Here is a 25,375-nt window from a genome sequence, read left to right on the forward strand (position 1 = left end):
ATTTTTTTCACGATGATTGTGTACCAAGCTCCATTTATACTAACGTCATATCCCATATCATATAGAATCTTGTGAATCTTAAGTAATCTATCTTTAGTTAAGAGAAGAATTTTATAGAATAATCTAATAATTTCATATGTAAAAGATTACATAGAAGTGGTAATATTTAACTGTATATAAAAATTAAAAAGAAAGGAGTTTATTTATGAAGTATAGCAAAAGAATTTTTTCATTATTTGTGGCTTTCTTTTTTGGGATACAAACAATAGCATCTTCTACAGTAATTGCATATGCTAAGGATTCAAAAGACTTAGAATCTGAAAATAGGACTATAATTAATGTAGTTGATTATGGTGCAGACCCAAGTGGGAAGGAGGACAGTGCAATAGCTATACAAAAAGCTATTGAAGCAGCTAAAGAGGTAAAAGGACCAGTAACTATTTCTTTTCCTAAAGGAGAGTATGATATTTATCCAGATTACGCTGTAGAAAAAGAACTCTATATTACAAATACTGTAGGTGCAGACCAAAATTATAAGATGAAAAAAATTGGAATTTTACTAGAGGATATGAATGATGTCATTGTAGAGGGAAATGATTCCTTATTTATGTTTCATGGAAAAATGATGACCTTTGCAGCTATTAATAGTAGTAATGTTTCATTTCAAAATTTTTCTATTGATTTCCAAACACCAACAGTCATAGATATAACAGTAGAAGATACTGATAATAATTCTGCTACTGTATATATTCCAGAATGTTATAACTATAAAATTGAAGATAAATCAATTAGATGGGAAAGCGATAAAAGTCCATGTACTGGAGAAGTATATTGGACTACCACTAACTCAATGAATTACACTCAATTGAATGATGTAAAGACAGGACTTACATGGAGAGGAGGAAACCCTCTATTTAGTAATATAAGCAGTATAGAAGATTTGGGCAATAATAGAGTAAAATTTAACTATACAAGTAAGCATTCAAGTATTGAGAAGGGCATCTCCTATCAAATGCGTCCAACAGTTAGAGACCATGCTGGTGCTTTCATATGGCAAAGTAAAGATGTACAACTTAAGAATTTAGATTTTTACTTTTTACATGGATTTGGTATAGTAGGTCAATTTTCTGAAAATATAACATTAGATACTATCAATTTTGAGGCGCCAGCAGAAAGTGGTAGAACTACTTCAGGATATGCTGATTTTATTCAAATGTCAGGATGTAAGGGTGAAATTAATATATTAAATTCATCATTTTCCAATCCACACGATGACCCTATAAATATTCATGGAACATTCTTGCAAGTAGTTGAGAGAATATCAGATAGAGAGTTTAAGGTTCAATATAGACATAACGAGACGGCTGGATTTCCTAATTTTTATGTTGGGGACGAAGTTGAATTTATGACTAAGGGGAATATGATACCTGTTGAGGGTTCTAGAGCTAAGGTTGCTGCAGTACAAGGGCCAACAGGTGATAGCAATGATGGGAACTTAACTGATATTACTATTACATTAGATAAGGACATGCCTAAAGATATAGTAGCTAATGGTTATGTAGTTGAAAATATAACATATACACCAAGTGTTAATATAAAAAATAATGTATTCAAAGAAACTCCAACAAGAGGTATTTTAGTTACTACAAGAAAGAAAGTAGTAATTGAGGATAATATATTTGATGGAATGGGTATGGCAGCAATCTATATTTCTAATGATGCACAAGGTTGGTATGAGTCAGGTCCCACAAGAGATGTACTAATTAGAAAGAATATATTTAAAAGATCAGGAATTGGAACAGCAAAGCAGCCTGTTATCTATATTGATCCAACAAATCCAATAGTTTCTACAAGTGATACAGTTCATGATAACATAAAAATTATAGACAACACATTCTATATGTCAGATAATAATGTGTTAGGAGCTAAAAGCGTAAGTAATTTAACTTTTAAAAATAATGAAATTTATAGATATGATCCAAATGTGGAAATTAATCTTACTTCAGATAAAAGTGAATTAAAAGTAGGAGAAGGAACAGTATTAAATGCTAATACCTCTGCAAATGAATTGAAGTCAAAGTTATATGATTTCAATGGATGTAAAAATGTTATTTTAGAGGATAATAAGTATGATGGTGGCTTAAATATGACCGGCAATTTTAGAAATATGACTTTTGGAGACATTATACAAAATGATGGAATATCCTTTAATGGAGGAAATGATATTTCAAATCCAGTAGGACACTTATTTTATGAAAGTAGCGATGAAAATGTTATCACTGTTTCTAGCGATGGAGTTGTAAAAGCAGTTGGTGAAGGTACTGCGACAGTATCAGCTTATAATGCTTTAAATAATCGTAAATATGAATCAAATAAAATAACATATAATGTAGTTGGAAATGGAGAAGAAGTATGGGCTGAAAATGTTAAAATCAATGGAGGTATTGATAAGATAACTGAAATTGGAACAGTAGTTAAATTTACAGCAGAGGTATTACCAAAAGAGTCTACAGATAAATCTTTAACATGGAAAGTTTTGGATCCTATTACAGGTAAAGAAAGTGAAAAAGCTACTATTAATGATGGAGAGTTAATAGCTAAGGAAAATGGTATATTAGAAGTTGTAGCTATAACTAGTAATGGTATTGAAGACCGTAAGATATTAGTTATTCAGACAGTTGGAGATAAGCAATTATCTGATAACTTCAATGTGGAACATGAAAAGGCTGGAAAGTGGTCAATTGTTAATGAAAATGCCTTAAAGTTACAAGCTCAATCGGGCTCTTTATGGGCTACTGGAACAACTAACAATATAATAGTAGGTGATATTAATAGAGATTTAAACAATGTTACAGTTACACTAAAGGTTGATGGTTTTACTAAATCATCATACGATGAAGCTGGTCTTATTTTCTATAAGGATGAAAATAACTATGTATCAGTTGAAAGAAAACATGCTAATGGAAATCCAAAAATTCATGTTGTAACAGAAAGTAATGGAAGTCCAAATGAAAATGATCCTATTTCAGATAGTAAGCAAGAAGCTATTTACTATAAGTTAATAAAAAACGAAAATAGAATAACTGGTTATTATAGTGAGGATGAGATTAACTGGATTGAAATACGTTCTATAGAAAATAATTCATTAGGAAATAACTTCAAAATTGGCATAATTGCCTCAGGAGGAACAGAAACAAATACACCATTTATTTTTTCAGAACTTAAAGTTGATGGAGAGGAAGTTTCATTTGTAACAGAAAATGAAGCTCCTATAGTTTCTAATATAACAACTAGCTATGATTCTGAAAGTAAAAAACTAAATGTAAGTTATGATTTTACTGATAATAATAGTGAAGGAAACACTGTTGTAAAGTGGGCAACTTCAGATAAGTTAGATGGAGAATACAAAATTGTAATTGGCTTAGAAGGTAATAATATTTCAGTAAATAGCTTATTAGAAGATAAGTATGTGAAAGCTATTGTAATACCAAAAGATAGCAATGGTATGATAGGGGATAAAGTATGGTCTAGTAATGGAGTATTAGTAAATGAAAGTTCTTCAGAGGATCCTCCTAATTTAAAATCTTCAAATGAATTATTAAAATATGCTGAATTTAGTGGAGTTGATTCTGGAGAATTTGAAAAGAAAAATAAGTATTATATGGCTACAGCAGAAGCAAATCAAAATAAATTAGGATTTAATTTAACTGCTGATAATGAGGATGCTACTATTAAAGTAATTGCAAATGGTAAAGAAGTTGTTACAGCTAATGAAGGACATGCTACAGGTGATATTTTATTATCATCAGGCATAAATGTAATTGAAGTAAATGTAACAGCAGCTGATGGAAAAAATATAAAAGAATATAGATTTGTAGTATTAAAAAAGGGATATAATAATTCTAAATTAAGAGATCTTAAAGTAGGTAATATGAGTCTAGAAGGCTTTGATGCAGAAAAAAATGAGTATACTTACGTTATTAAAGATAATAATGTGAAGAGTATTAATATAAATGCAATAGCAGAAAGTCCAAGTTCAACTTTAGTTATAAGAGATAATAATTATAATATTTACACTGAATCATCAGTAAATGTTAATTTAGTAGAAGGTGTAAATAAAATAGTAGTTGCAGTAAATCCAGATACATCTGCACCAAAAAATTACTATAGTATCAATATAAAAGTACCTAAGAAAGATAATGCTAACTTAGAAAAAATGAATTTTGAAGGTAATGTTATATTAGATAAGGTATTCTCTCCTAAAGATACAGATTATAAGGGTACTATATCTAATCAAAGAACTAAGATTAATTTAGTAGCAGAAGAGCCAGGTGCAGCTATTAAGTTAGACGTTAATGGAAAGGTATTTGAATCTAAAAAATCAACTTTAGAAAAAAATATAAGTCTATATAAGGGATATAATTTAATAAAAGTTACTGTAATTGCTCCAGATAAAACAGAAAAAGAATATAAAGTAGAATTAGAGGGAAAGGATATTGTATATTTATCTGATATAGATTATACTAATGGATCATTCACAGGTTGGGGTAAAATTCAAAAAGATAGAGAGGCTGGAGGAGTAGAAGGAATTTCATTAATAGATGAAGAAGGCAATAAAGTTAATTTTGAAAAGGGTATTGGAACACATGCTAATTCAGAAATTATATATGATATAGAGGGAAAAGGTTTTAAGGAATTTAAAACATATTTAGGAGTTGATGCTTCTCAAAAAGATAAGGGAAGTGTTACATTTAAAATATATGCCGATGATAAGGAAGTATATAGTAGCGAAGAAATGACAGGTTTAACTCCTATGAAGTTTGTCTCTATTGATGTAAAAGGTGTTAATAAATTAAAGTTAGTATGTGAGAGGGGACAAAATGATTGGAATGATCATGCAGATTTTGCAGATGCTAAATTCACAACATCTTTTTTAGATAAAGAGGATATTGATATTAGAGACTCACTAGAGGAGGCTATACTTAGAGGAGAAATAAAAGAAAGTGAAGGATTTAATGAATTCACCACTACGAAGTCTACATGGAAATTATATGTTGATGCATTAGACGTTGTAAAGAAGTTATTAGAAGAAGAAAAGCCAAATAAAGATAAGGCTAAAAATAGTATTGAATCACTAAATGCTGCAATAGATGGACTTACTCTAAGAGCTGATGAAAAGGATCTTGAAACTCTAATGTCATTAATAAATGAGAATAAAGAAATTGAATCCAACTACTCAGCGGAAATATATAGTGCAATGAAGAAGGCAATAAAAATAGGTGAAGATATATTAAGTAAAGATGCTAATGAGATTTCTGCTAGTGAAGTAAAGGAGGCATTGACTGAATTAAGTAATAAAAAAGAAGTCCTTAACTTATATTTAAAGGAAAAAGTGGATGAATTGAAAACCAAGATAGATGAAGCAAATAATCGATTATCCGGTGATTTATCAAATTCGGAATTAGTTAATCAATTAAAATTAGCAGTAGAAGAAGGAAATATATTAATTAATGAAAATAGTAAAAATACTTTAAATATTATTTCTGCTACTAATAAAATTGAAGAAGCACTAAGAAATTTAGAAGCTTCATTACCAGATGATGGTGATCATAATGAAACAGATGACAATGGAACTAATCCAGGAAATGAAGAAAATAATCAAGAAAGTGGAAAAAATTCTTTAGGAAATATTAACGACAAAAATGAAGCATCTATTCCAGAAACAGGAGGAAACAATCCTGTAAATAGAATATTATTCGGAGTTATACTATTATCCGTAGGTGCATCACTTATATTTAATAAAAAATCAAAGCTCGTTAAATAAAAAAGTTAAAAATATTTAAATTGATTATATTTTTAACTGTCTTTATGAAAAGCACTTGTTTTGCAAGTGTGTTCCTATACTGGTGCCTTAATGTACATTTATAGTGTTCATGAAAAAACCACTAGCTAGTCTGGTTAGACTGCTGACAAAGTGTCAGCAGTCTTTAATTTTATACATATATGTAATAGAATTAAAATTTTTCATAGGAAAACATTACATTTTTACATTAATAGACACAATATTTATATTGTGATATTATGTAAATGAATACATTAAGAGGGGGTGTATCTATGATAAAAATAGGGCTAAAAAAAATTAATAGATCTATAATTGTAATGTTAAGCACAATTTTAATGATTAGTACTATACTAACAATTAATGTACAAGCATCTACAGTGAATGATGTAGTAAATGAAGCATCTAAACATATTGGAAAGTCTTATCAGTGGGGAGGGACAGGCCCTGATGCATTTGATTGTTCTGGATTTACACAATATGTATTTAATCAGGTAGGAGTTTATTTACCTAGAGTAACTACAGCTCAAGTAGGTTATGGAACTGAAATATCATACGGAAACCTTCAAGAAGGAGATTTAGTATTTTTTGATAATACTTATGATGGAGCTAATCCAACTCATGTAGGAATTTATGTTGGAAATGGGACAATGATTCATTGTGGAGATAATGGTGTTGAATATAAAAACATATCATCTGGATATTGGAGAGATCATTATTCAACAGCAAGAAGGTTATAATAATAATATACGAACGTAATTTTATTTTTTATTCAGAGTAAAGAGAAGTCTTTGCTCTATTTTTATATTATTTATGATAGGACTTACTTTATTTGCGGTATATCTTTTTTTAAGATAATGCCTAAATTGACAATGAAAAGACTAAAAAAACTCTCTCACAAACATTACAAAGATAAACAATTATTTTCGGCCGAAAAAATAATTGTGTTAAAAGATGAATGTATAGAAGTTACTTATAATGATAAAAAGTTAAATATTCCATTGAATAAAAATATTTTAGTAGATCAGTTTAAAGGATATATAATTATATCCTCTATTTTTAACTTTTTTATGCAGAACCATTATTTTTAAAAGAATTAAATATTTATGCAACGAATATTACAACATCACCTTTGTGTATTACAGTAAGAATGTTTTCAATAAAATCATATAAAAATTATTTCTAATGAAGTATATCATTAGAAAATAATTAGTAGAATATCTAAATATTTATTTGTATGATAATATATCTTTTAATGTTGATTTTATAAATTCAGGGAAAAAGTTAGTTAAATCTGAATGATTATTGTACGTATGAATATCATAATAAGTTTGTATTCCAAAAGTTTTCATATCCTTAATTAATACTGAAATATCAGAATCATATGTTTCTTCATTAGTAGAGTAATGTAAGTATATAGTAGAATCATTATTGTTATACTTTTCTAAATTATTTCTTAGAAGATTATTTAACAATTCTATTGAAGATAAATTTGTATCACTCATTATATATTTCAAAATGTTTCTGTGATTAGGATAATTAAGATAATTTCCTAAAATATACTGAGGTGCTCCTGAAATAATTATACTTTTATTATATTTTATTCCGAAATAGAGAGCTGCATAGCCGCCTTTACTTGAGCCTAAAAAAATCTTTTTATCAGGATTAAGATTAGTTATTACACTATTTATTAATGACTCCAAATCTTTCTCAATATCAAAATCGTTATCTTTACCTAAATAATAAGCCCCTCTTCCATCAAATCCAAAATCGTCAAGTATAAAAAGCTTATTACATTCAAAATTGTCAAGTGTTCTAATATAGTTATATCTAGCCTTTTGTCCAGGTTTTATGCAAGAAGTAAAAATTATTATTAAATCTTTAGATTTAGAATTATTTTCAAATAAGTATTTAATTTTATATTTTTTCCCAATATAGACTTTTTGTTTAAACGCCATAATAAATTTAGTTTTTATAAGATCTATTAATTTATTTATTTTTTTTTAGTAATCATATTCAAAAACTTTCCTTATAGTTATTTTTATTAAAAAATTTATCTTATATTAGATAAATCACCATTTTACTCCCTCTAAATTAACTTTTTATTATCTAACAATAAAAGTATATTATGGATAAAAAATTAATAAAAGTAAAATATAGTCATAAATAATAATCTATGGTATAATTTTAATGCTTTATAAAATTAATCTTATAGGGGGAAATTATATTGTTATGAGGCAAATATAGAATGGGAATATGATACAAACAGCTAATCTAATATTAAATTTTTAAGACTAGTAGGGATAATCTCTTGTTAGTCTTTATTTTTTGTATTAAATATTTATATTACAAAAATGAAAGTTTATTGTAAGAGTTATAAATGTAACAAAATAGATAAATGGTATATAATCATAAATGTTTAGAGACAAATACAGAAGAGGTAAAAGAAAAATGAAGAAGAATATATATGAAGTAAATTTAATTAAAGGAATAGCAATTTTGCTTGTATGTATAGGACATGCTGCTACAAGCTCATTTTTGCCTAGGCCAATTACATATGAAGTTATTGTTCAGTTCATATATGCTTTTCATATGCCATTATTTTTTGTAGTATCAGGTTTTTTATCTATTAAGTCTTTTGATATGAATTTAAGAAAAGATTATATTAAGTTCTTTAAAAATAAATTTATTAGATTAGGAGTTCCCTTTATTACAATATCTTTATTTACTAATGTATTAATGGTGCTTATGAAGGGTCTAATTAATAAAGAAATAAGTACAAGTATTTTTGAAATGTTCAAAATAACGTTTTCATATCCTGAAAATGGTGTTATGGGTGCGTTATGGTTTTTATATACATTATTTATAGTTAGTATAATTACACCGCTATTAGGTAAATTCTCTTGGAAAGTCATTATGATTATAGGAATATTATTAAATATATTTATTCCTCAAAATATAAGTTTTTTAGCATTAAATAGGGTGTCATTTTTCTTAATATACTATTTTATTGGAATGTACATTAGAAAGATTTATGAACTAAAGAATTCAATAAATTATAAAAGCAATGTATACATAGATATATTCTCAGTAGTCATAATTGCCATATATTCAGTACTTATTGCTAAAGAAATTGTTGTAAATCAATTTGTAATAAATATATATAAGTTCATTTGTGGAATTTTAGGTATCATATTAGCTATAGACTTCACACTATTTATAAAAAAATATAATAATTTAAAATTAATATTCAATAAACTTGGTGAACATTCAATGGATATTTATATATTTTCATGGTTTTTCCAAGTATTATCTATGATTTTTATTACAAAAATTTTGAAAATAGATAACTATAGTATATTTTTTATAAGTAATTTTATTGTCGGAAGTTTATCATTACCATTTTCTATATTCATAATTAGAAAAATATATATATCAAAATTTTTATTTTTAGGAATTTCAAATAAGAACTAGTAAATACATTTATTTATGTATTTACATAGTTGCGGATCTTTGTAGATATTATCGCTAACATCAGTGTTTACACATAAAAAAATCGATACTAACACTAAAGCATAACTCAATAAAATTATCTAAAAAATAAGAACTATTTATTTTCTTCCATAATTTTGTTATAATACATTAGGATTCATAAGAAAAGATGAGATGGAGGATTAGCATGGCAATTAATTATAATGAAGAAATTAAAGGTTTAAAATATTACATAGAGACATGGGGATGTCAAATGAATGAAGAGGATTCAGAGAAATTATCTGGTATGCTTAAAAGTGTTGGTTATACTAAAACTGATGTATTAGAAGAGGCTGGTATAATTATATATAACACTTGCTGTGTAAGAGAAAATGCTGAAAATAAGGTTTTTGGAAATTTAGGTGAACTAACACATCTAAAGAAAAAAAACCCTAATTTAATAATTGCAGTATGTGGATGTATGATGCAACAAGAGGGAATGGCAGATAAAATACTAAAAAAATTCAGACATGTTAATATTATATTTGGAACACATAATGCCTATAAGTTCCCTGAATATTTAAATAGAGTTAGAACAGATGGTGTTCAGGTTAAAGAAATATTTAATAAAGAAACAGATATTATAGAAGGTGTTCCAATAGACAGAGAAAGTGATGTTAAAGCATTTGTTACTATAATGTATGGTTGTAATAACTTCTGTACTTATTGTATAGTACCATATGTAAGAGGAAGAGAAAGAAGTAGAAAATCAGAGGATATAGTAAAAGAAGTTGAAGATTTAGTTTCAAAGGGTTATAAAGAAATAACACTTTTAGGTCAAAATGTTAACTCTTATGGAAAAGGCTTAGAAGAAGATATTGACTTTGCAAAACTTTTAAGAAAGATAAATAAAATAGAGGGATTAGAAAGAGTAAGATTTATGACATCTCATCCAAAGGATTTAAATAAAGATGTTATTTTAGCTATAAAAGAATGTGATAAGTTATGTGAGCAAATTCACCTACCAGTACAAAGTGGATCTGATAAAATCCTAAAGAAAATGAATAGACACTATACTAAAGAGTATTATTTAGAATTAGTTGATATGATAAAGAAAGAAATCCCAGGTGTATCATTAACAACAGATATAATAGTTGGATTCCCTGGAGAAACTGAAGAAGATTTCCTAGAAACTTTAGATTTAGTCGAAAGAGTAGGATATGACTCTGCATTTACATTTATTTATTCAAGAAGAAATAATACTCCTGCTGATATGATGTTAAATCAAGTTACAGATGCAGATAAGCATCATAGATTTGACAGACTTATAAAAGCTGTAAATAATGGTGTTATACAAAGCAACAAAGCATATGAAGGAAAAGTAGTTGAAGTATTAGTTGAAGGTTTAAGTAAAAATGATGAAACTAAATTTACTGGAAGAACAAGAAATGGTAAATTAGTTAATTTCGCTGGCGAAAATATAAAAGCTGGAGATATAGTAAATGTTAAAATTACTAGAGCACAACCATTTTCACTTATAGGAGAAGTTCAATAAAACTTTTAAAGTTTATTTATGATAAAAGAATTCTATATATTAGACTTGTATAAAAAGTCTATTTATATAGGTTCTTTTTTTATACTATGATATAAAATTAAAAAAGTTTTCATATAATACCAAGAATAATGCTTTAGAAGGTAGAAGTTATATGAGGGTAAAGAAGTCTTTTTTTAGTTTAATATTTTGGATAGGTTTAGCTATAGTATTTAATATATTTATATACTTTTCAATGGGAGCAGAGCTAGCAGTAGAATTTTTAGGTGGGTACATAATAGAGATGTCTCTTAGCTTAGATAACTTATTTTTATTTTTAATGGTATTTTCAACCTTTGCAATACCATTAGAGTACCAGGAAAGGGTTTTAAAATATGGAATAATAGGAGCCATGATATTAAGACTTGTTTTTATACTATTAGGTATACGTATAATAAATAAAGTTCATTTTATTGTATATATATTTGGTGTCCTTTTAATGCTTAGCGGTCTTAAAATGATATTTAGCAATGATAATAATATAGACTTTAATAAAAATCCATTAATAAAGATATTAAAAAAAGTAATGCCTATTCATGACAAATTAGAAGGTAATAATTTTTTTATAAGAAAAAACAGAAAACTTTATGCTACACCACTCTTTATTATTTTGATAATAATAGAGAGTTCAGATGTTATTTTTGCTTTAGATTCAATACCTGCAATTTTTTCTATAACTCAAAACCCATTTATAGTATACACATCTAATATTTTTGCTATAATCTGCTTAAGAAGCATGTATTATGTGCTTAATAGATTAAATAGTATGTTTAAATTTATGAAATATGGAGTAGCTTCAATATTAATGTTTACTGGATTAAAATTATTATTACTATTTTTCAATATACAGATATCAGTGTCACTATCAATATTAATAATATTAGTAATTCTATTATGTAGCATATTGTTTTCACTAATATTTTCAGAAAGCAAAGAAAATAATAATTTAAGAATTAGATGATTAGTAATAATAGTTTTTCTTTTTAGTTAAAATCTATTGAAATTTTTCTGTTTTATTATTATAATAATAAAAAAATAGAATATTTAGAAAGATAATGATAAGGAAGAGTAATTTAACTAAACATTAAAGAGAACTAAAGTTAGGTGAGAGTTTAGTATGGTATGTTAAATGAAGCAGCCTTTGAATCTCGTATTGAAAAATAAGAACTTAAATTCTTAATTAGATATTGACGTATTTTCTCCCGTTATAGAGAATTGAATATTAAAATAATATTCAAGCTGAGTGAGTAAATTTTATTTACTTATTAGGGTGGTACCGCGAAACAATATCCTTCGTCCCTTTTTTGGGATGGAGGATTTATTTTTTTATATGGAGGTTTTTAACATGGAAGAAATTTTAGAAGTTTTAGAGAAAAATAGCAGGTATAAGGATGAAGATATTGCTTTAATGACTGGAAAAACTGTTGAAGAGGTTAGAGATGCAATAAGAGATTATGAAGAAAAGAATATAATTGCTGGATATACAACACTTATAAATTGGGAGAATACAGGTAAAGAAACAGTAACTGCATTAATAGAAGTTAAAATTACACCTCAAAGAGGAGTTGGATTTGATAAAGTTGCAGAGAGGATATATAGATTTAACCAAGTTAAAGCTTGCTACTTAATGTCTTCAGGAGGCTTTGATTTAACAGTAATAGTTGAAGGCAAAACAATGAAAGAAGTAGCTTTATTTGTGTCAGAAAAGTTAGCCGTACAAGAGTATGTAACAGGTACTGCAACTCATTTTGTATTAAAAAAATACAAAGATCATGGAACTATATTTAAAGAAAGAAAAACAGAAGATAGGGAGGCTATATTTATATGATTTTAGAAAATATGATATTAGATAATGTAAGAAATATGCCCCCGTCAGGCATAAGAAAGTATTTTGATTTAATTAATGAAATGGAAGATGTTATTTCTTTGGGTGTAGGTGAACCAGATTTTATAACTCCATGGAATGTTATAGAGGCTGGAATTTATTCTCTAGAAAAAGGTCAAACTCATTACTCTTCCAATGCAGGGTTTATAGAACTTAGAGAAGAGATATCCAAATATTTAAATAGAAGATTTAATTTAAGCTATAATCCTAATAATGAAATATTAGTAACTGTTGGTGGTAGTGAAGGGATAGATTTGGCCTTAAGAGCTCTAGTAGGTCCAGGAGATGAAGTTATAATACCAGAACCTAGCTTTGTAGCTTATAAAGGATGTGCTACATTCTGTGGAGCTACACCTAAAATAATCAATTTACGTGCAGAGGATGAATTTAAACTTACAGCTAAACTTTTAGAAGAAGCTATAACTCCTAAAACAAAAGTTGTAATAATTCCATTTCCTAATAATCCAACTGGAGCTATAATGACAAATGATGAATTAAAGGAAATTGTTGATGTATTAAAGGATAAAGATATAATAATACTTTCTGATGAGATATATGCAGAACTATCTTATGATAAAGATCATTATTCCATAGCTAGCTTTAGTGAGGTAAAAGATAAGACTTTAGTTATAAATGGCTTCTCAAAGGCATATGCTATGACTGGATGGAGACTAGGTTATGTATGTGGACATCCAATATTAATTGATGCGTTAAAAAAGATACACCAGTATGCAATAATGTGTTCACCTACAACAGCCCAGTATGCTGCTATTGAAGCGTTAAAAAATGGTGATGATAGTGTGAGAGAAATGGCAAGAGAATATAACAGAAGACGCCGTGTTCTTGTTGAGGGCTTTAGAGAAATGGGATTAGAATGTTTTGAGCCAATGGGGGCTTTATATGTCTTTCCTTGCATAAAATCAACTGGAATGAGTTCTGATGAATTTTGTGAAAAACTTTTAATGGAAGAAAAAGTATTAGCAGTGCCAGGAAATGCTTTTGGAGAATGTGGAGAGGGCTTTATAAGAGCTTGTTATGCCTCTTCCATGGAAGATTTAGTAGAAGCAGTTAAGAGAATAAGAAGGTTTGTAATTAGAAATAGCAAAAGTTCTTAATATAGTATTAAATCCTTTTAACAAAGGAAAAAGGAGAGAGAAACTTGAATTTTAAAAATAAATATATACCAACTATTATAGTTTTAATAGTGATGGTGATAATGGCTACTGCAGAAGGTTTTATAAATATATTTGGAAATACTATAAAGTCAGAATTTCTATTAAACGATACAAGATATTCTTTAATGTTTACATTAGGCTCAATAGCTTATCTAATATCAAACTATATTGGTGGAATTTTATGCAATAAAATTGGTCAAAAAATATTATTAATTGCAGGATTATTTGGTGCAATATTAGGAAATATAATTTTGGCGACATCTGTAAATTTTAATATGTTTATTTTAGGATTTGTACTTATTCAATTCTTCTTAGGAATGATGGCAATAAGTATTAACACGATAATTCCTTTAATATGGATAACTGGTCAGGCTATTATAATGAATTTAACACACTTTGCTTATGGTGCTGGGTTATCAGTTACACAAAAGATTTCAGGTATACTATTATCTAATAATATAACATGGAGAAAAATATATGTAATATCAGCAATGATTACTTTATTAATTGTCTTTATAGTTATTATTACAAAGTTTCCTATTAATAAGGAAAGTGATATAGAAGAGAAAATATCATTAAAGCAAGTATTATCAAATAAAATTTGCTGGCTATTTATAATAGGAATAGGTTCTTATATATTTGCAGAACAAGCTACTGGAAGATGGTTACCTATTTATTTTAAGAACTCAAACTTAAGCTTAAATGATAACCATATATCCTCTATAATATCTTTATTTTTCCTTTTACTTACAATTGGAAGGTTAATAGGCGGATTTATTATAGAAAAAATAGGAATAATTAAAGGTGTTATTATTTTTTCCTTTATAGGTGGACTCTTATTTTTTACAGGATTAATTTTAAAAGAAAATGGATTATATTTAATACCGATTTCAGGATTCTTTTTTTCTATAATTTTTCCAACCACAGTTATTATTATAGGAAAAATATTTAAAGTTAATTCATCATATATAGTTGGCTCTATAATAAGTTTTGCAGGAATAGTAAATACTTTAATAAATTTAACAACAGGAATCTTATCAGATGTTATAGGAATATCTCTAGGAATATTTATTATTCCTCTATGTTTACTTACAACATTTATTAGCATATTATTAGTAAATTTAGATACAAAAGATAAAGATATTAAAACAAGCTAAAAATATATAATAAATTAAGTTAAAAAGTTTAATAGAAAAATTTTCTTCATTTAAAATTTTATATTCTTCATATAATAATAATGTGAATATATAAATAAAAAAGGAGGAACAAAAGATGACTAAGAAATTAGCTACACTATTTATTTTATCAGCAACAATTATGAGTTTTTCAAATTTTAATTACGTACAAGCTGATGAGGTGAAAAATAAGGCAAATGCTTTAAGAGTATCTAATGATTATATTGCCGATTTAGGTAAGGAAAAGTTTGATGACTTTTGGACTCCCGAAAATGAAGGTTACCTTAATGCATCACAAAAAGAAAGATTAAATGAATTAAAAGAAAAAGTTGCTAAAGGTGATTTACTATCTGGATTAGAAAAAACAGAACTTAAAAATATGAAAGTAGATGTAATAAAAATTAAACTAGGTGATGCTAAGTTTCAAGAATTAGAAAAACTAATAAAGAAAAGAGAAGGCTCTTTAGAGCTTACTAAAGAAGAAAGAGCCAGATTATATGAGTTAGATAAAGAAGCTACAGGTAAGAAATGATAATTTAATATTCACAAGTATGGAAAAGCATTAAATCTTATTTTAATGCTTTTTCTTTAAAAAAATATTAGAAAAGTCAAGTAAATAATGGTAGAATTATAAAGACCTATAATTTATAGTTTAATATTTGCGTTGGAAGGGATGTTTAATATGGAAAGATATAAGGAAGATTTTATAGAATTTATGGTAGAAAGTAATGTATTAAAATTTGGCAGCTTTATTACTAAAAGCGGAAGAAATACACCTTTCTTTATTAATACTGGTAACTATACAACTGGAGAGCAATTGAAAAAATTAGGAGAATTTTATGCAAAAGCTATATATAATAACTTCGGAAGCGATTTAGATGTTTTATTTGGACCAGCTTATAAAGGTATTCCATTAACAGTAACTACTGCAATATCTCTTAATGACTTATATGACTTAAATGTTGAATATTGTTCAAATAGAAAAGAAGTTAAAGATCATGGTGAAGGAGGCATACTTTTAGGTGGATCTCTTAAGGAGGATAAAAGAGTAGTAATAGTGGAAGATGTTATGACTGCTGGAACATCTATCTATGAGACCGTGCCGATATTAAAGTCTCAAGGTAATTTAGATATAAAAGGCCTTATTATTTCTGTAGATAGAATGGAAAGAGGAAAATCTGACAAATCAGCACAAGAAGAAATAAAAGAAGTTTTCGGAATAGTTACATACCCTATAGTTACAATGAAAGAAGTAGTAAATTACTTATATAATAGAGAAGTTAATGGTAAAATACACATAGATGACAATATGAAAAATGCAATAGAAGATTATTACAAGAAATATGGGGTTAATTATAATAACTAATAAAAGGCTAGCTATAAAAAGCTAGCCTTTTTACTTACTCTATAGGAAATTATATTTTTAAAATGCGCGAAAAAAGGTCGACTGCTCAGCAAGCTCGCCTTGTCGACTTTTTTATAATGAGGTATTTATAGTAAGAAATTTTAAAATTTCAAAAGTTAAAGCGGTTATTTCTTTTTTACTAAACCCATCAAAATCATGTCCTCCAGAATCTAAACTTAAAAACTTAGATTTAACATCTAGTTCTTGAAGTTTGTTATATAAATCTAGCGAATTTTTATATGGAACTAGTTCATCATTTTTGCTATGTATTATTAAGGTGTTTGGAGAGTCTTTAGTAGCATAATTAATAGGACTATATAATTCTTTAAAGAGAGAAGTATTTTTTATTTTTGAAATTTCATCTTTAAATTCATCTTCTACTAATGAGAAATCTAGTGTAGATAATTCAGTTGGACCAAACACATCAATAACATATTTAACTTTAGCTGGATAAGATGATAGCTCTTTATCACCAACAAAGTCATCCTCGTTTGAATAAGCTGCTAACAAAGATAAATGTGCTCCAGAAGATATTCCAATTAAGCCAATTTCATCAGTATCAAAATTATATTTATCAGCATTTTTATAAACCCATCTTATAGCATCTTTTACATCACTTATAGGATTAGAAATAGGGGTATCCTCTTTAAGTAGTTCATAAGATAGGCTTATTATGTTAAATCCTCTTTTATTAAATCCTTCTACAACAGGATCTAATCCTATTGGTATTCCATTATCACCATATAGCCAGCTTCCACCGTGAACATAAATAATAACTGGTGAAGGTTTATCATTTTTATTTGATTTATATATATCTAGAAACACATCGTTCGATAAACTATCCTTATATCTTAAACCCTCAATATCCATTGAAGTAGAGCAATAATAATCAGTTAGTTCACTTAATGTTTCTATACTTTTATTAGAAGTTTTTAATTCATGAAGTATATCTACTGTCAGTATAAGTGCCCCTTTGAAGTAAAAAGCAATTAGTATGCATGTTGTTATAAATGTTATTATGGGTAATGCTATAAATTTAAAAATTTTCTTCAAAAGATCAACTCCTTATTTTTAAGCTATTAGTATTATAGACAATAAATGAAAATTATAATTTAAAACATGATTATAATTTGTAATTTTTATGAATATATTGTATTAACACTATTAACTTAAAATAAACAGGAGGGAGTTGCTTTAAATAGCAGCGTTATTTAATAAATGGTAGGGAATTTTGCTGAAGAACAAGATATTTTTAAAGTATCTAATTTAGATTATATAGGAGAATTAATTTTAAATTGCTCATATACAGAAAATAATTTATTAGTTAACGATTGTGATGAAGATTATTTAATGTCTATACTTGAAAATATATTATCTAATTTAATGTTTAATAAAAAACAAGTATTAATTATATCTAATAATTATATTGATAAAATAAAGAAAATTGATCTTATAAATAACCTAGGAACAGAAGTAATTGATTTAGTAGAAGAAAATATTAAACATAGTTTAAAAGAAGAAATATTAAATTTACCAGAATCAACTGGTAAGACAGCTATAAATAAGGTAGAACTATTATCTAGAAGCATAGATAGAAAAATAAATGATTTGCTAAGTATAATAAGATTTTTTTCTATAGAAAAAGAAAATTCTTTATCAATGGTAGAAAAATACTCAATTACTAATAAAAAATTAGATAAGTATGATCCTATTTTTAAATACTACAAAATATATAGAATAAAGAAACCTTTAGAAAATTATAGCTATAATGAAATAAGTGATTCTGCAAATAGAATTTTAAACTCAGATGTAGTTAGAAAATACATAAAATATAGGCGATTTATAGATAATAATATATTTAAAACTTTAAATAATTCAACAGATTATAATAAATTGAGTTTAGCAATATATAAAATTGATGAATTGATCAAAGATAATGTTTTTAAAGTGCCTTTTATTTATTCTCAATACACTGAGGATTTTATAGAAACATTTTTAGGCAATCCTTCTATGAATGATATGGATATAAGTAATCTAGTTAATATAGTAAATTTTAAATATAATTGTAATTTATTAAGTCACAAAAAACAAAGAGGAATTTTAAGTATATTTAATAAAAAAAGGAACAATACTATATATGAAAAAAATTTAAATGAATTTTTAAATATCAAAGAAGAAATAACAAAAGAATACAGTGATAATTTTAAAATTTTAAAACTATATATTGAAAATATTAATTTTTTAAAAGATATACTAAATAATGAAACTTATGAGGAGATATTATCTAAATTAATACAAGGAGATAATATAGAGAGTCAGTTAATTTTATATAGGAAAATAATCAATATATCATACAATATAAAGAATACTATTAGCTATATTAATACTATAAGAAAAATAGATAGAGATATATTAGATTACTGCTATGCAAATATAGAAGATAAAAAAGAATTAAATGATATTATTTTAAGTATTCCTAAATTAAAGCTTTATTTAGAAATAGAAGATGAGGAAACTACAAACCTTGATATTTTAGATAAATATAAAGATTTTGATAAATTAATTCATGATATAGAAGAGGATTTAATCACAAAAAATAATTTAATATTAAATTCTATTAATTGCGTATGGAATAATATATTACGGGAAAAATTGCATGTTTCAATAAATACAATAGAAAAAATTGATTTTACAAACAAAGAACTATATAAAAATTTATTTCCTTGTGTAATCACTAATTTAGATAATTTAAATCTTTTTAAAGAAGATATAAATACTTTAGGTTTTGATAAGATAATACTATTAGATGACTTAACTAACTCTTATGTTAATAATTTAATTGATCTTCATAAATTTGATAACAATCTAATAATATTATCTAAGAGTAAGATAATAGGCTTAAATTCATTAGGTTTCAATAATTTTGATATAGTTGAAACTAAGAAGTCATTAGTTAATAGGGACTATAGAAATAATCCTATAGTAAATTATATATATAAATATTTAGAGCGCTTAGGATATCTAGTTGAATATAATGTATCAATAGATATATTTAGAATTCCCCTTGTAGTTAAAGATAGAAAATTAAATATACTTGTATTAATTGAAATTGATGGAGAAATCATAGGAGGAAGTTCAAGTTGCTCATTAAAGGATATTTATTTAAATGGTTATTTAAGAAGTAAAAATATAAAACTCTATCGTATATGGAGTAGAGATTGGTGGCTGGATAAATCTAAGGAGTTAACTAATTTAGTTAGCTACTTAGATAAAATTGTAGCTATACATTGACATTATTAAGATTATAAATTATAATGTTGTAGGAAAATTAAATAAGACAGTTCGTAAACCTCCTGTCTATAAATAAAACTACGGTAATTAATTGCAATTTATATTAAGTGTGATTTTATTTGTAGGGGGTTCATTTATGTGAGCTCTCTATTTTATTTTTACATGTATTATATTTGTAGTTCTATTTCGTATTTTTATATTTTGGAGGTGTCTATTTTAGGCACTTTTTTTATTCTTTAGGAAATTATAAATAATATTTTGGAGGAGATTGCATTGAAAGAAAATATAACAAAAAAATTAGTTAAAGCTGCTTTAGTTGCAGCAATTTATGCAGCACTTACAATAGTGTTAGCACCTATAAGCTATGGACCAGTACAATTTAGATTATCAGAGGTTTTAGTTTTATTAGCATTTATAGACCCTTTTTACATAGTTGGATTAACTGTAGGATGTTTATTAGCAAATATACTAGGTGGATTAGGTATCATGGACATAGTATTTGGAACTTTAGCAACATTCTTAAGTGTATCTGCAATATCACTTACAGCTAAATATATAAAATCAAAGAACTTAAGTTTAATAATCGGTTCATTATGGCCAACTATTTTTAATGGTGTAATAATTGGATGGATGCTAAATTATGTTCTTGGTGCTCCACTAGTGTTAACTATGCTACAGGTTGGAATTGGTGAGTTTGTAGTTGTTACAGTAATAGGTGTTCCAGTATTTAAATTTATAGAAAATAAATATAAGAGTAGAATAGTTCTACAATAAAAAAGTAAGCTTAGATACTTTATAGTTGTCTAAGCTTGTTTTTTTATTTAAAATAGATATATACTAAGTAGATAAATAGTTTAAGGAGAATTATATGAATTTAATTACACTAGAAAATATAACTAAGACTTATAGTGAAAAAGTTTTATTAAACAACATAACATTAAATATAAATGATGGTGATAAAATTGGTTTAATAGGTTTAAATGGAGCAGGGAAGTCTACTTTATTAAAGATATTAACTGGAAGAGATGAATTTTTTGATGGAAAGATAGTAAAAGGGAAAAATATAAGAATAGAGTATTTAGCTCAAGATACAAAGTTTGATGATAACGCCACTATTTTAGAACAAATATTTAAAGGAGATACTCCTGAAATGAAGCTTTTAATGGAGTATGAGGAATTATTAGAAAAGGTGAATAATGATATATCATTAAATGATAAATTGATAGATCTTCAAAGTAAAATAGATACCATGAACTTATGGGATTTAGAAAGTGATGCTAAAACAATATTAACAAAGCTAGGAATAAATGACTTTAATAAAAAGATGTCAGAACTATCAGGTGGGCAAAGGAAAAGAGTTTTTCTTGCTTCATCATTAATAACTCCTTGTGAATTATTAGTTCTTGATGAGCCAACTAACCATTTAGATTCAGAATCAATAGAATGGCTAGAAGAATACTTAAACTCTAGAAAAGGTGCCTTAATCATGATTACTCATGATAGATACTTCTTAGATAGAGTTACAAATAAGATAGTAGAACTAGATAGAGGAAATCTTTATTTATACGAAGGTAACTATAGCGATTTTCTAGAAAAAAAAGTTGAAAGATTACAAATTGAAGCTTCAATGGAAGAAAAAAGACAAAAACTTATAATAAAAGAATTAAAATGGGTAAAAAGAGGAGCTAAAGCTAGAACTACAAAACAAAAAGCCCGTCTTCAAAGATTTGATGAGTTAGTAAATACTGAATATGTAACAGTTAATACTGATATTGAGATGCCTTTTATAGGAAGAAGATTAGGTAAAAAGATTATAGAAATAAACAATCTATCTAAATCATTTGATGATAAAGTACTAATTGAAGATTTTAATTATATATTTTCTAAAAATGATAGAATAGGGATAATAGGAAAAAATGGAGCTGGAAAGACTACTTTAATAAATATGATCACTGGCTCATTAACACCAGATAAGGGGAATATAGAAGTAGGAGATACGGTAAGTATAGGAACTTTTTCACAGGATAATAGTCATATGGATTTAAATCAAAGGGCTATAGATTATATAAAAGAGGGCGGAGAAAATATTCCTACAGATGATGGTTATAATATTACAGCATCTCAATTAGCCGAAAGATTTCTTTTTGATGGAACCATGCAATATACTCCTATAGAAAAGTTGTCTGGAGGAGAGAGAAGAAGATTACATTTATTGAGAATTCTAATGGAATCTCCTAATGTACTTATATTAGATGAGCCAACAAATGACTTAGATATAGAAACTTTAAAACTTTTAGAAGATTTCTTAGATGAATTCCTTGGAGTTGTTATAATAGTATCACATGATAGATATTTCTTAGATAGATTATGTAATAAAATTTTTTCTTATGAAGGTAATGGTTATATAAAGCAGTATGTAGGTAACTATAGTGATTATTTAATACATAAGGAATATGAAAAATCAGTAGAAAAACCACTATTGCAAGAAAAAGTAAAAAAATCCGATCAAAAGGAGTATAAGAATACATCTAATAAACCTAAATTCACATTTAAAGAACAAAAGGAATTTGAAGAAATATATTCTGTTATAGAAAACTTAGAAAATTCTATATCAAAAATTGAATTAAAAATGAGCAAAAATTCATCTGATTATGGAGCTTTAAATGAACTTATGAAAGAAAAAGAAACTATAGAAGAAGAACTTTTATTTAAATATGAGAGGTTAGAATATCTGGAGGATATCTCTAATAAAATAGAAGAGTATAAAAATAGATAAATTAGTGAATTGCTTTAGGCATCTTCAAAAAATAAGTAAGTCAGAATGCTCGTCTATTTTGTGTTATACTGCGTCAACAGAACCCTTAGATAGTGCTACTATCTGCGGAACCTGTTTCCTTGTCTAACTCAAAATATACTTCCCATCTTTGACCTATTATTTATTTTCAGATGCCTTATTGACAACCTTTAAAATATTTGATAATCTTTTAAAGGTTGTCGATAATATTACATAGGAGGAAATCATGGAAGAAACAAAAGAAGTAAAAATTTTAGTTGCAGATCCTTCAGCGTTAGGATTATTTGGACTAGCTGTTATAACACTAGTTGCTTCATCTCAAAAATTGGGAATTACACAAGGGGTATCTCTTGTATTACCATGGGCTATATTTTTAGGAGCTACCGCTCAATTATTTGCCTGTATAAACGATTTTAAACATAACAATACTTTTGGAGCTACTGCCTTTGGAGCTTATGCATTCTTTTGGTATGCAATGGGAATGACTTGGCTGATACAAAATGGGGTTTTCGGAGAAAAACTTTCAACAGCTGCTGATACAAAACAATTAGGTTTTGCATTTTTAGCTTATTTAATATTTACATTATTTATGACTATAGGGGCTATGGAGACTACCAAGGTATTGTTCTTTATTTTCGTTTTAATAGATTTACTTTTTATAGGTTTAATGCTAAATTCTTTTGGTATTATGCCACACTTTTCTCATAATCTAGCTGCCATTTCAGAACTTGGGATTTCAATTTTTTCATTCTATGGAAGTGGAGCAGCAGTGTTAAATAAACATTTTGGGAAAGTATTTTTACCAGTAGGTAAACCATTTAATATTTTCAAATAAAATATGGTATTATAAATATAGTATTGTTATATTAAAATGTAACTAATACTATATTTTTTATTTTAAATATTATTAATAGAGGGAGTATGAAAAGAATATGAAAGTATCAATATTTTTAAAAGGTAGAAAAGAGCCAATTACATATATGGGAGATAAAATAGATGTAATAGATTTAAATTTAAATGGTATAAATTATAAACAAGTTAGATATTTTAAAAATGGTACTTCAAAATCAGAATTAATTCTTAAGGAGTTAATTATAAAAATTATAGAATTATAAAAAGTGCAATAATTACTTTTTTTGTTCTAAAAATTAAATGTTTACAATAAAATAATAATGAAAAGATACTAACAGCCCAATTAAAAATGTATCTTGAAAAGACACTTGCAGCCATATTTATATGTAATATTTATTTTTATAGCGTGTCTTGTATTGATTTAAGGAGGTAGTTATGTCTAGCATACTAAATAAAATAAGAGAAGAATTATATAAAGTCTCAGAAATTGGGGTAGATGAATATGAAAACAATAAAAGCGTTATAGAAGAGTTTCTAGAGAATATCTCCTTGTTTAGATTTGCGAAAGAAGAAGATATTATAGAGAACTATCTAAAAGTCTTTTATTATGACTCCGCATATAGCTTAAGACTTTTATTTTTTATTAGAGATAAAATAAATGGATTAGGAGAAAAGAGAATTTTTAGAATTTTAATTAAATACCTAGCAAATGAACATACTAAATATATAAAGAATAATTTAACTTTAATCCCTAAGTATGGACGTTGGGATGATTTATATTATTTATTTGACACTAATCTAGAAGAAGACGTTGTTAAATTATTTAAAGACCAAATAGAAATAGATGTAAATTCAAAAATACCGTCAACCTTAGGTAAATGGCTAAAATCTGAAAATACATCATCTAAAGAGTCTATAATTTTAGGCAATAAGACTAGAAAATTATTGGGATACTCTCAAAAAGAATATAGAAAACTCTTATCTAGTCTAAGAGGAAAAATTGGTATAGTAGAAAGAGATCTAAGTAGAAAAGATTACTTAAATATAAATTATAAAAACTTAACAAGATTAAATATTATTAAATACAAAAAAGCTTTTATTAAAAGAGATAAAGAAAACTTCGAGAAATATATAAAAAGAAATGTTAATAGTAATTTCCCATTTAAGAATCCAGAAAATATAGTCTCTGATATTATAAAAAACTTGAATAACTTGGAGATGAACAGTACAGAAGATATGTATATAAAAAATTGGCAATATATTATACAAGAATATAAAAGCTGTGAAGATAATATTGAAGATACATTAGTAATAAACGGCATAGAAACAGAAGTGTTGAAAAGAGATAGTAGATATTTTGAAATTTTAATTACAACAATACTCCTATATAATAAAATGAATTTAAACAGCTTTAAAAATTACTATATGTCCTTTAAAAAGAATCCTAAATTCAATAAAGTAACAGGATTGAATATTGTTGAAGATATAAAAATAATTTTAGATTCCTGCATTAATTATAATATTGATCTATCTTCAGCATTAGACTTGTTGTTATTTACTATACTTAAAAAGAATTTTAAAAATGAAGAAATTCCTAAGTCTATAATTTATATATATAGTAGTAGCGAAGATTTAGATTTAAATAGTTATGGAAAGTTTAATGAAAAATGGTTAAGTCTAGGATTAAATACTCCAAAAATAAAACTTTGGAATCTAAAAAGCGTATCCCAAAAATTTTCTATAAGAGATATTGGTAATAATAATGTGATTATAAATGGTTATGATAAAAGAATGTGGAAGTATATATTAAAATCAAAGGAGACTACAGAATATAATATTAATATAGATAATTTTAATGATAATAATTATAAAGATGTAATAATTTAAACAATGCTAA

18 protein-coding genes and 1 other annotated feature are annotated in these 25,375 nt (G+C 26.3%); of the genes, 16 read left to right on the plus strand and 2 right to left on the minus strand.

Going from position 1 to position 25,375, the window contains the following annotated elements; genetic code table 11:
- Window positions 1–205 precede the first annotated feature (205 nt).
- A complete protein-coding gene (locus ACH36K_RS10780; RefSeq protein ID WP_411167632.1) occupies window positions 206–5,824 on the plus strand; it encodes an NPCBM/NEW2 domain-containing protein in 5,619 nt (1,872 codons plus the stop codon).
- 290 nt (window positions 5,825–6,114) lie between these two features.
- Window positions 6,115–6,579 carry a C40 family peptidase gene (locus ACH36K_RS10785; RefSeq protein WP_411167633.1) on the plus strand — a complete coding sequence of 155 codons (465 nt, stop codon included), beginning with the start codon at window positions 6,115–6,117 and terminating at the stop codon, window positions 6,577–6,579.
- Window positions 6,580–7,068: 489 nt separating this feature from the next.
- Here the strand turns inward: ACH36K_RS10785 and ACH36K_RS10790 are convergent, their stop codons facing one another.
- Window positions 7,069–7,797, minus strand: a complete 729-nt coding sequence (locus ACH36K_RS10790; protein WP_411167634.1) for an accessory Sec system protein Asp2 — start codon at window positions 7,795–7,797, stop codon at window positions 7,069–7,071.
- 493 nt (window positions 7,798–8,290) lie between these two features.
- Here ACH36K_RS10790 and ACH36K_RS10795 point away from each other — a divergent pair, with 493 nt between their 5' ends.
- The 8 genes from ACH36K_RS10795 (at window position 8,291) to pyrE (ending at window position 16,502) form a co-directional block, all read left to right on the plus strand.
- On the plus strand, window positions 8,291–9,313 hold the full coding sequence (locus ACH36K_RS10795) for an acyltransferase family protein (RefSeq protein WP_411167635.1): 1,023 nt from the start codon (window positions 8,291–8,293) through the stop codon (window positions 9,311–9,313).
- Window positions 9,314–9,518: 205 nt separating this feature from the next.
- Entirely contained in the window at window positions 9,519–10,865 is a 1,347-nt protein-coding gene (gene miaB / locus ACH36K_RS10800; protein WP_411167636.1) for a tRNA (N6-isopentenyl adenosine(37)-C2)-methylthiotransferase MiaB, read from the plus strand.
- A 151-nt stretch (window positions 10,866–11,016) separates the two neighbouring features.
- Window positions 11,017–11,862 (plus strand): TerC/Alx family metal homeostasis membrane protein, encoded by an 846-nt coding sequence (locus tag ACH36K_RS10805; protein WP_411167637.1) that lies wholly within the window; start codon window positions 11,017–11,019, stop codon window positions 11,860–11,862.
- A gap of 85 nt (window positions 11,863–11,947) precedes the next feature.
- Window positions 11,948–12,205: a binding site (T-box leader), on the plus strand.
- A 41-nt stretch (window positions 12,206–12,246) separates the two neighbouring features.
- The gene (locus ACH36K_RS10810; protein ID WP_411167638.1) at window positions 12,247–12,729 is read left to right on the plus strand and encodes an Lrp/AsnC family transcriptional regulator; all 483 of its coding nucleotides are present in this window, start codon (window positions 12,247–12,249) and stop codon (window positions 12,727–12,729) included.
- A complete protein-coding gene (locus tag ACH36K_RS10815; RefSeq protein ID WP_411167639.1) occupies window positions 12,726–13,901 on the plus strand; it encodes an aminotransferase class I/II-fold pyridoxal phosphate-dependent enzyme in 1,176 nt (391 codons plus the stop codon). Before ACH36K_RS10810 ends, ACH36K_RS10815 begins: the two co-directional genes overlap by 4 nt.
- Window positions 13,902–13,945: 44 nt before the next feature.
- Window positions 13,946–15,118: an MFS transporter gene (locus ACH36K_RS10820; RefSeq protein WP_411167640.1), complete on the plus strand. Its 1,173-nt coding sequence runs from the start codon at window positions 13,946–13,948 to the stop codon at window positions 15,116–15,118.
- A gap of 115 nt (window positions 15,119–15,233) precedes the next feature.
- Window positions 15,234–15,668: a hypothetical protein gene (locus tag ACH36K_RS10825; RefSeq protein WP_411167641.1), complete on the plus strand. Its 435-nt coding sequence runs from the start codon at window positions 15,234–15,236 to the stop codon at window positions 15,666–15,668.
- A 150-nt stretch (window positions 15,669–15,818) separates the two neighbouring features.
- Window positions 15,819–16,502, plus strand: a complete 684-nt coding sequence (gene pyrE / locus ACH36K_RS10830) for an orotate phosphoribosyltransferase (RefSeq protein WP_411167642.1) — start codon at window positions 15,819–15,821, stop codon at window positions 16,500–16,502.
- A 111-nt stretch (window positions 16,503–16,613) separates the two neighbouring features.
- Here the strand turns inward: pyrE and ACH36K_RS10835 are convergent, their stop codons facing one another.
- Window positions 16,614–17,594 (minus strand): alpha/beta hydrolase fold domain-containing protein, encoded by a 981-nt coding sequence (locus tag ACH36K_RS10835; RefSeq protein WP_411167643.1) that lies wholly within the window; start codon window positions 17,592–17,594, stop codon window positions 16,614–16,616.
- Between the two features lie 165 nt (window positions 17,595–17,759).
- Between ACH36K_RS10835 and ACH36K_RS10840 the strand changes: the two genes are divergently transcribed.
- The 6 genes from ACH36K_RS10840 to ACH36K_RS10865 all read left to right on the plus strand — a co-directional run bounded on the left by ACH36K_RS10840 (window position 17,760) and on the right by ACH36K_RS10865 (window position 25,365).
- Window positions 17,760–19,832, plus strand: coding sequence for a hypothetical protein (locus ACH36K_RS10840; RefSeq protein WP_411167644.1), 2,073 nt, complete (start codon window positions 17,760–17,762; stop codon window positions 19,830–19,832).
- Between the two features lie 273 nt (window positions 19,833–20,105).
- Complete coding sequence (locus ACH36K_RS10845) at window positions 20,106–20,606, plus strand: QueT transporter family protein (protein WP_411167645.1); 501 nt, start codon at window positions 20,106–20,108, stop codon at window positions 20,604–20,606.
- Between the two features lie 94 nt (window positions 20,607–20,700).
- A complete protein-coding gene (locus ACH36K_RS10850; RefSeq protein ID WP_411167646.1) occupies window positions 20,701–22,608 on the plus strand; it encodes an ABC-F family ATP-binding cassette domain-containing protein in 1,908 nt (635 codons plus the stop codon).
- 244 nt (window positions 22,609–22,852) lie between these two features.
- Window positions 22,853–23,461 carry an acetate uptake transporter gene (locus tag ACH36K_RS10855; protein WP_411167647.1) on the plus strand — a complete coding sequence of 203 codons (609 nt, stop codon included), beginning with the start codon at window positions 22,853–22,855 and terminating at the stop codon, window positions 23,459–23,461.
- Between the two features lie 97 nt (window positions 23,462–23,558).
- Window positions 23,559–23,741 (plus strand): hypothetical protein, encoded by a 183-nt coding sequence (locus ACH36K_RS10860; protein ID WP_411167648.1) that lies wholly within the window; start codon window positions 23,559–23,561, stop codon window positions 23,739–23,741.
- 172 nt (window positions 23,742–23,913) lie between these two features.
- A complete protein-coding gene (locus ACH36K_RS10865) occupies window positions 23,914–25,365 on the plus strand; it encodes a DUF2828 family protein (protein WP_411167649.1) in 1,452 nt (483 codons plus the stop codon).
- Window positions 25,366–25,375 lie beyond the last annotated feature (10 nt).

This window comes from Clostridium sp. MB05, assembly GCF_046581255.1.
Lineage (GTDB): Bacteria > Bacillota > Clostridia > Clostridiales > Clostridiaceae > Clostridium.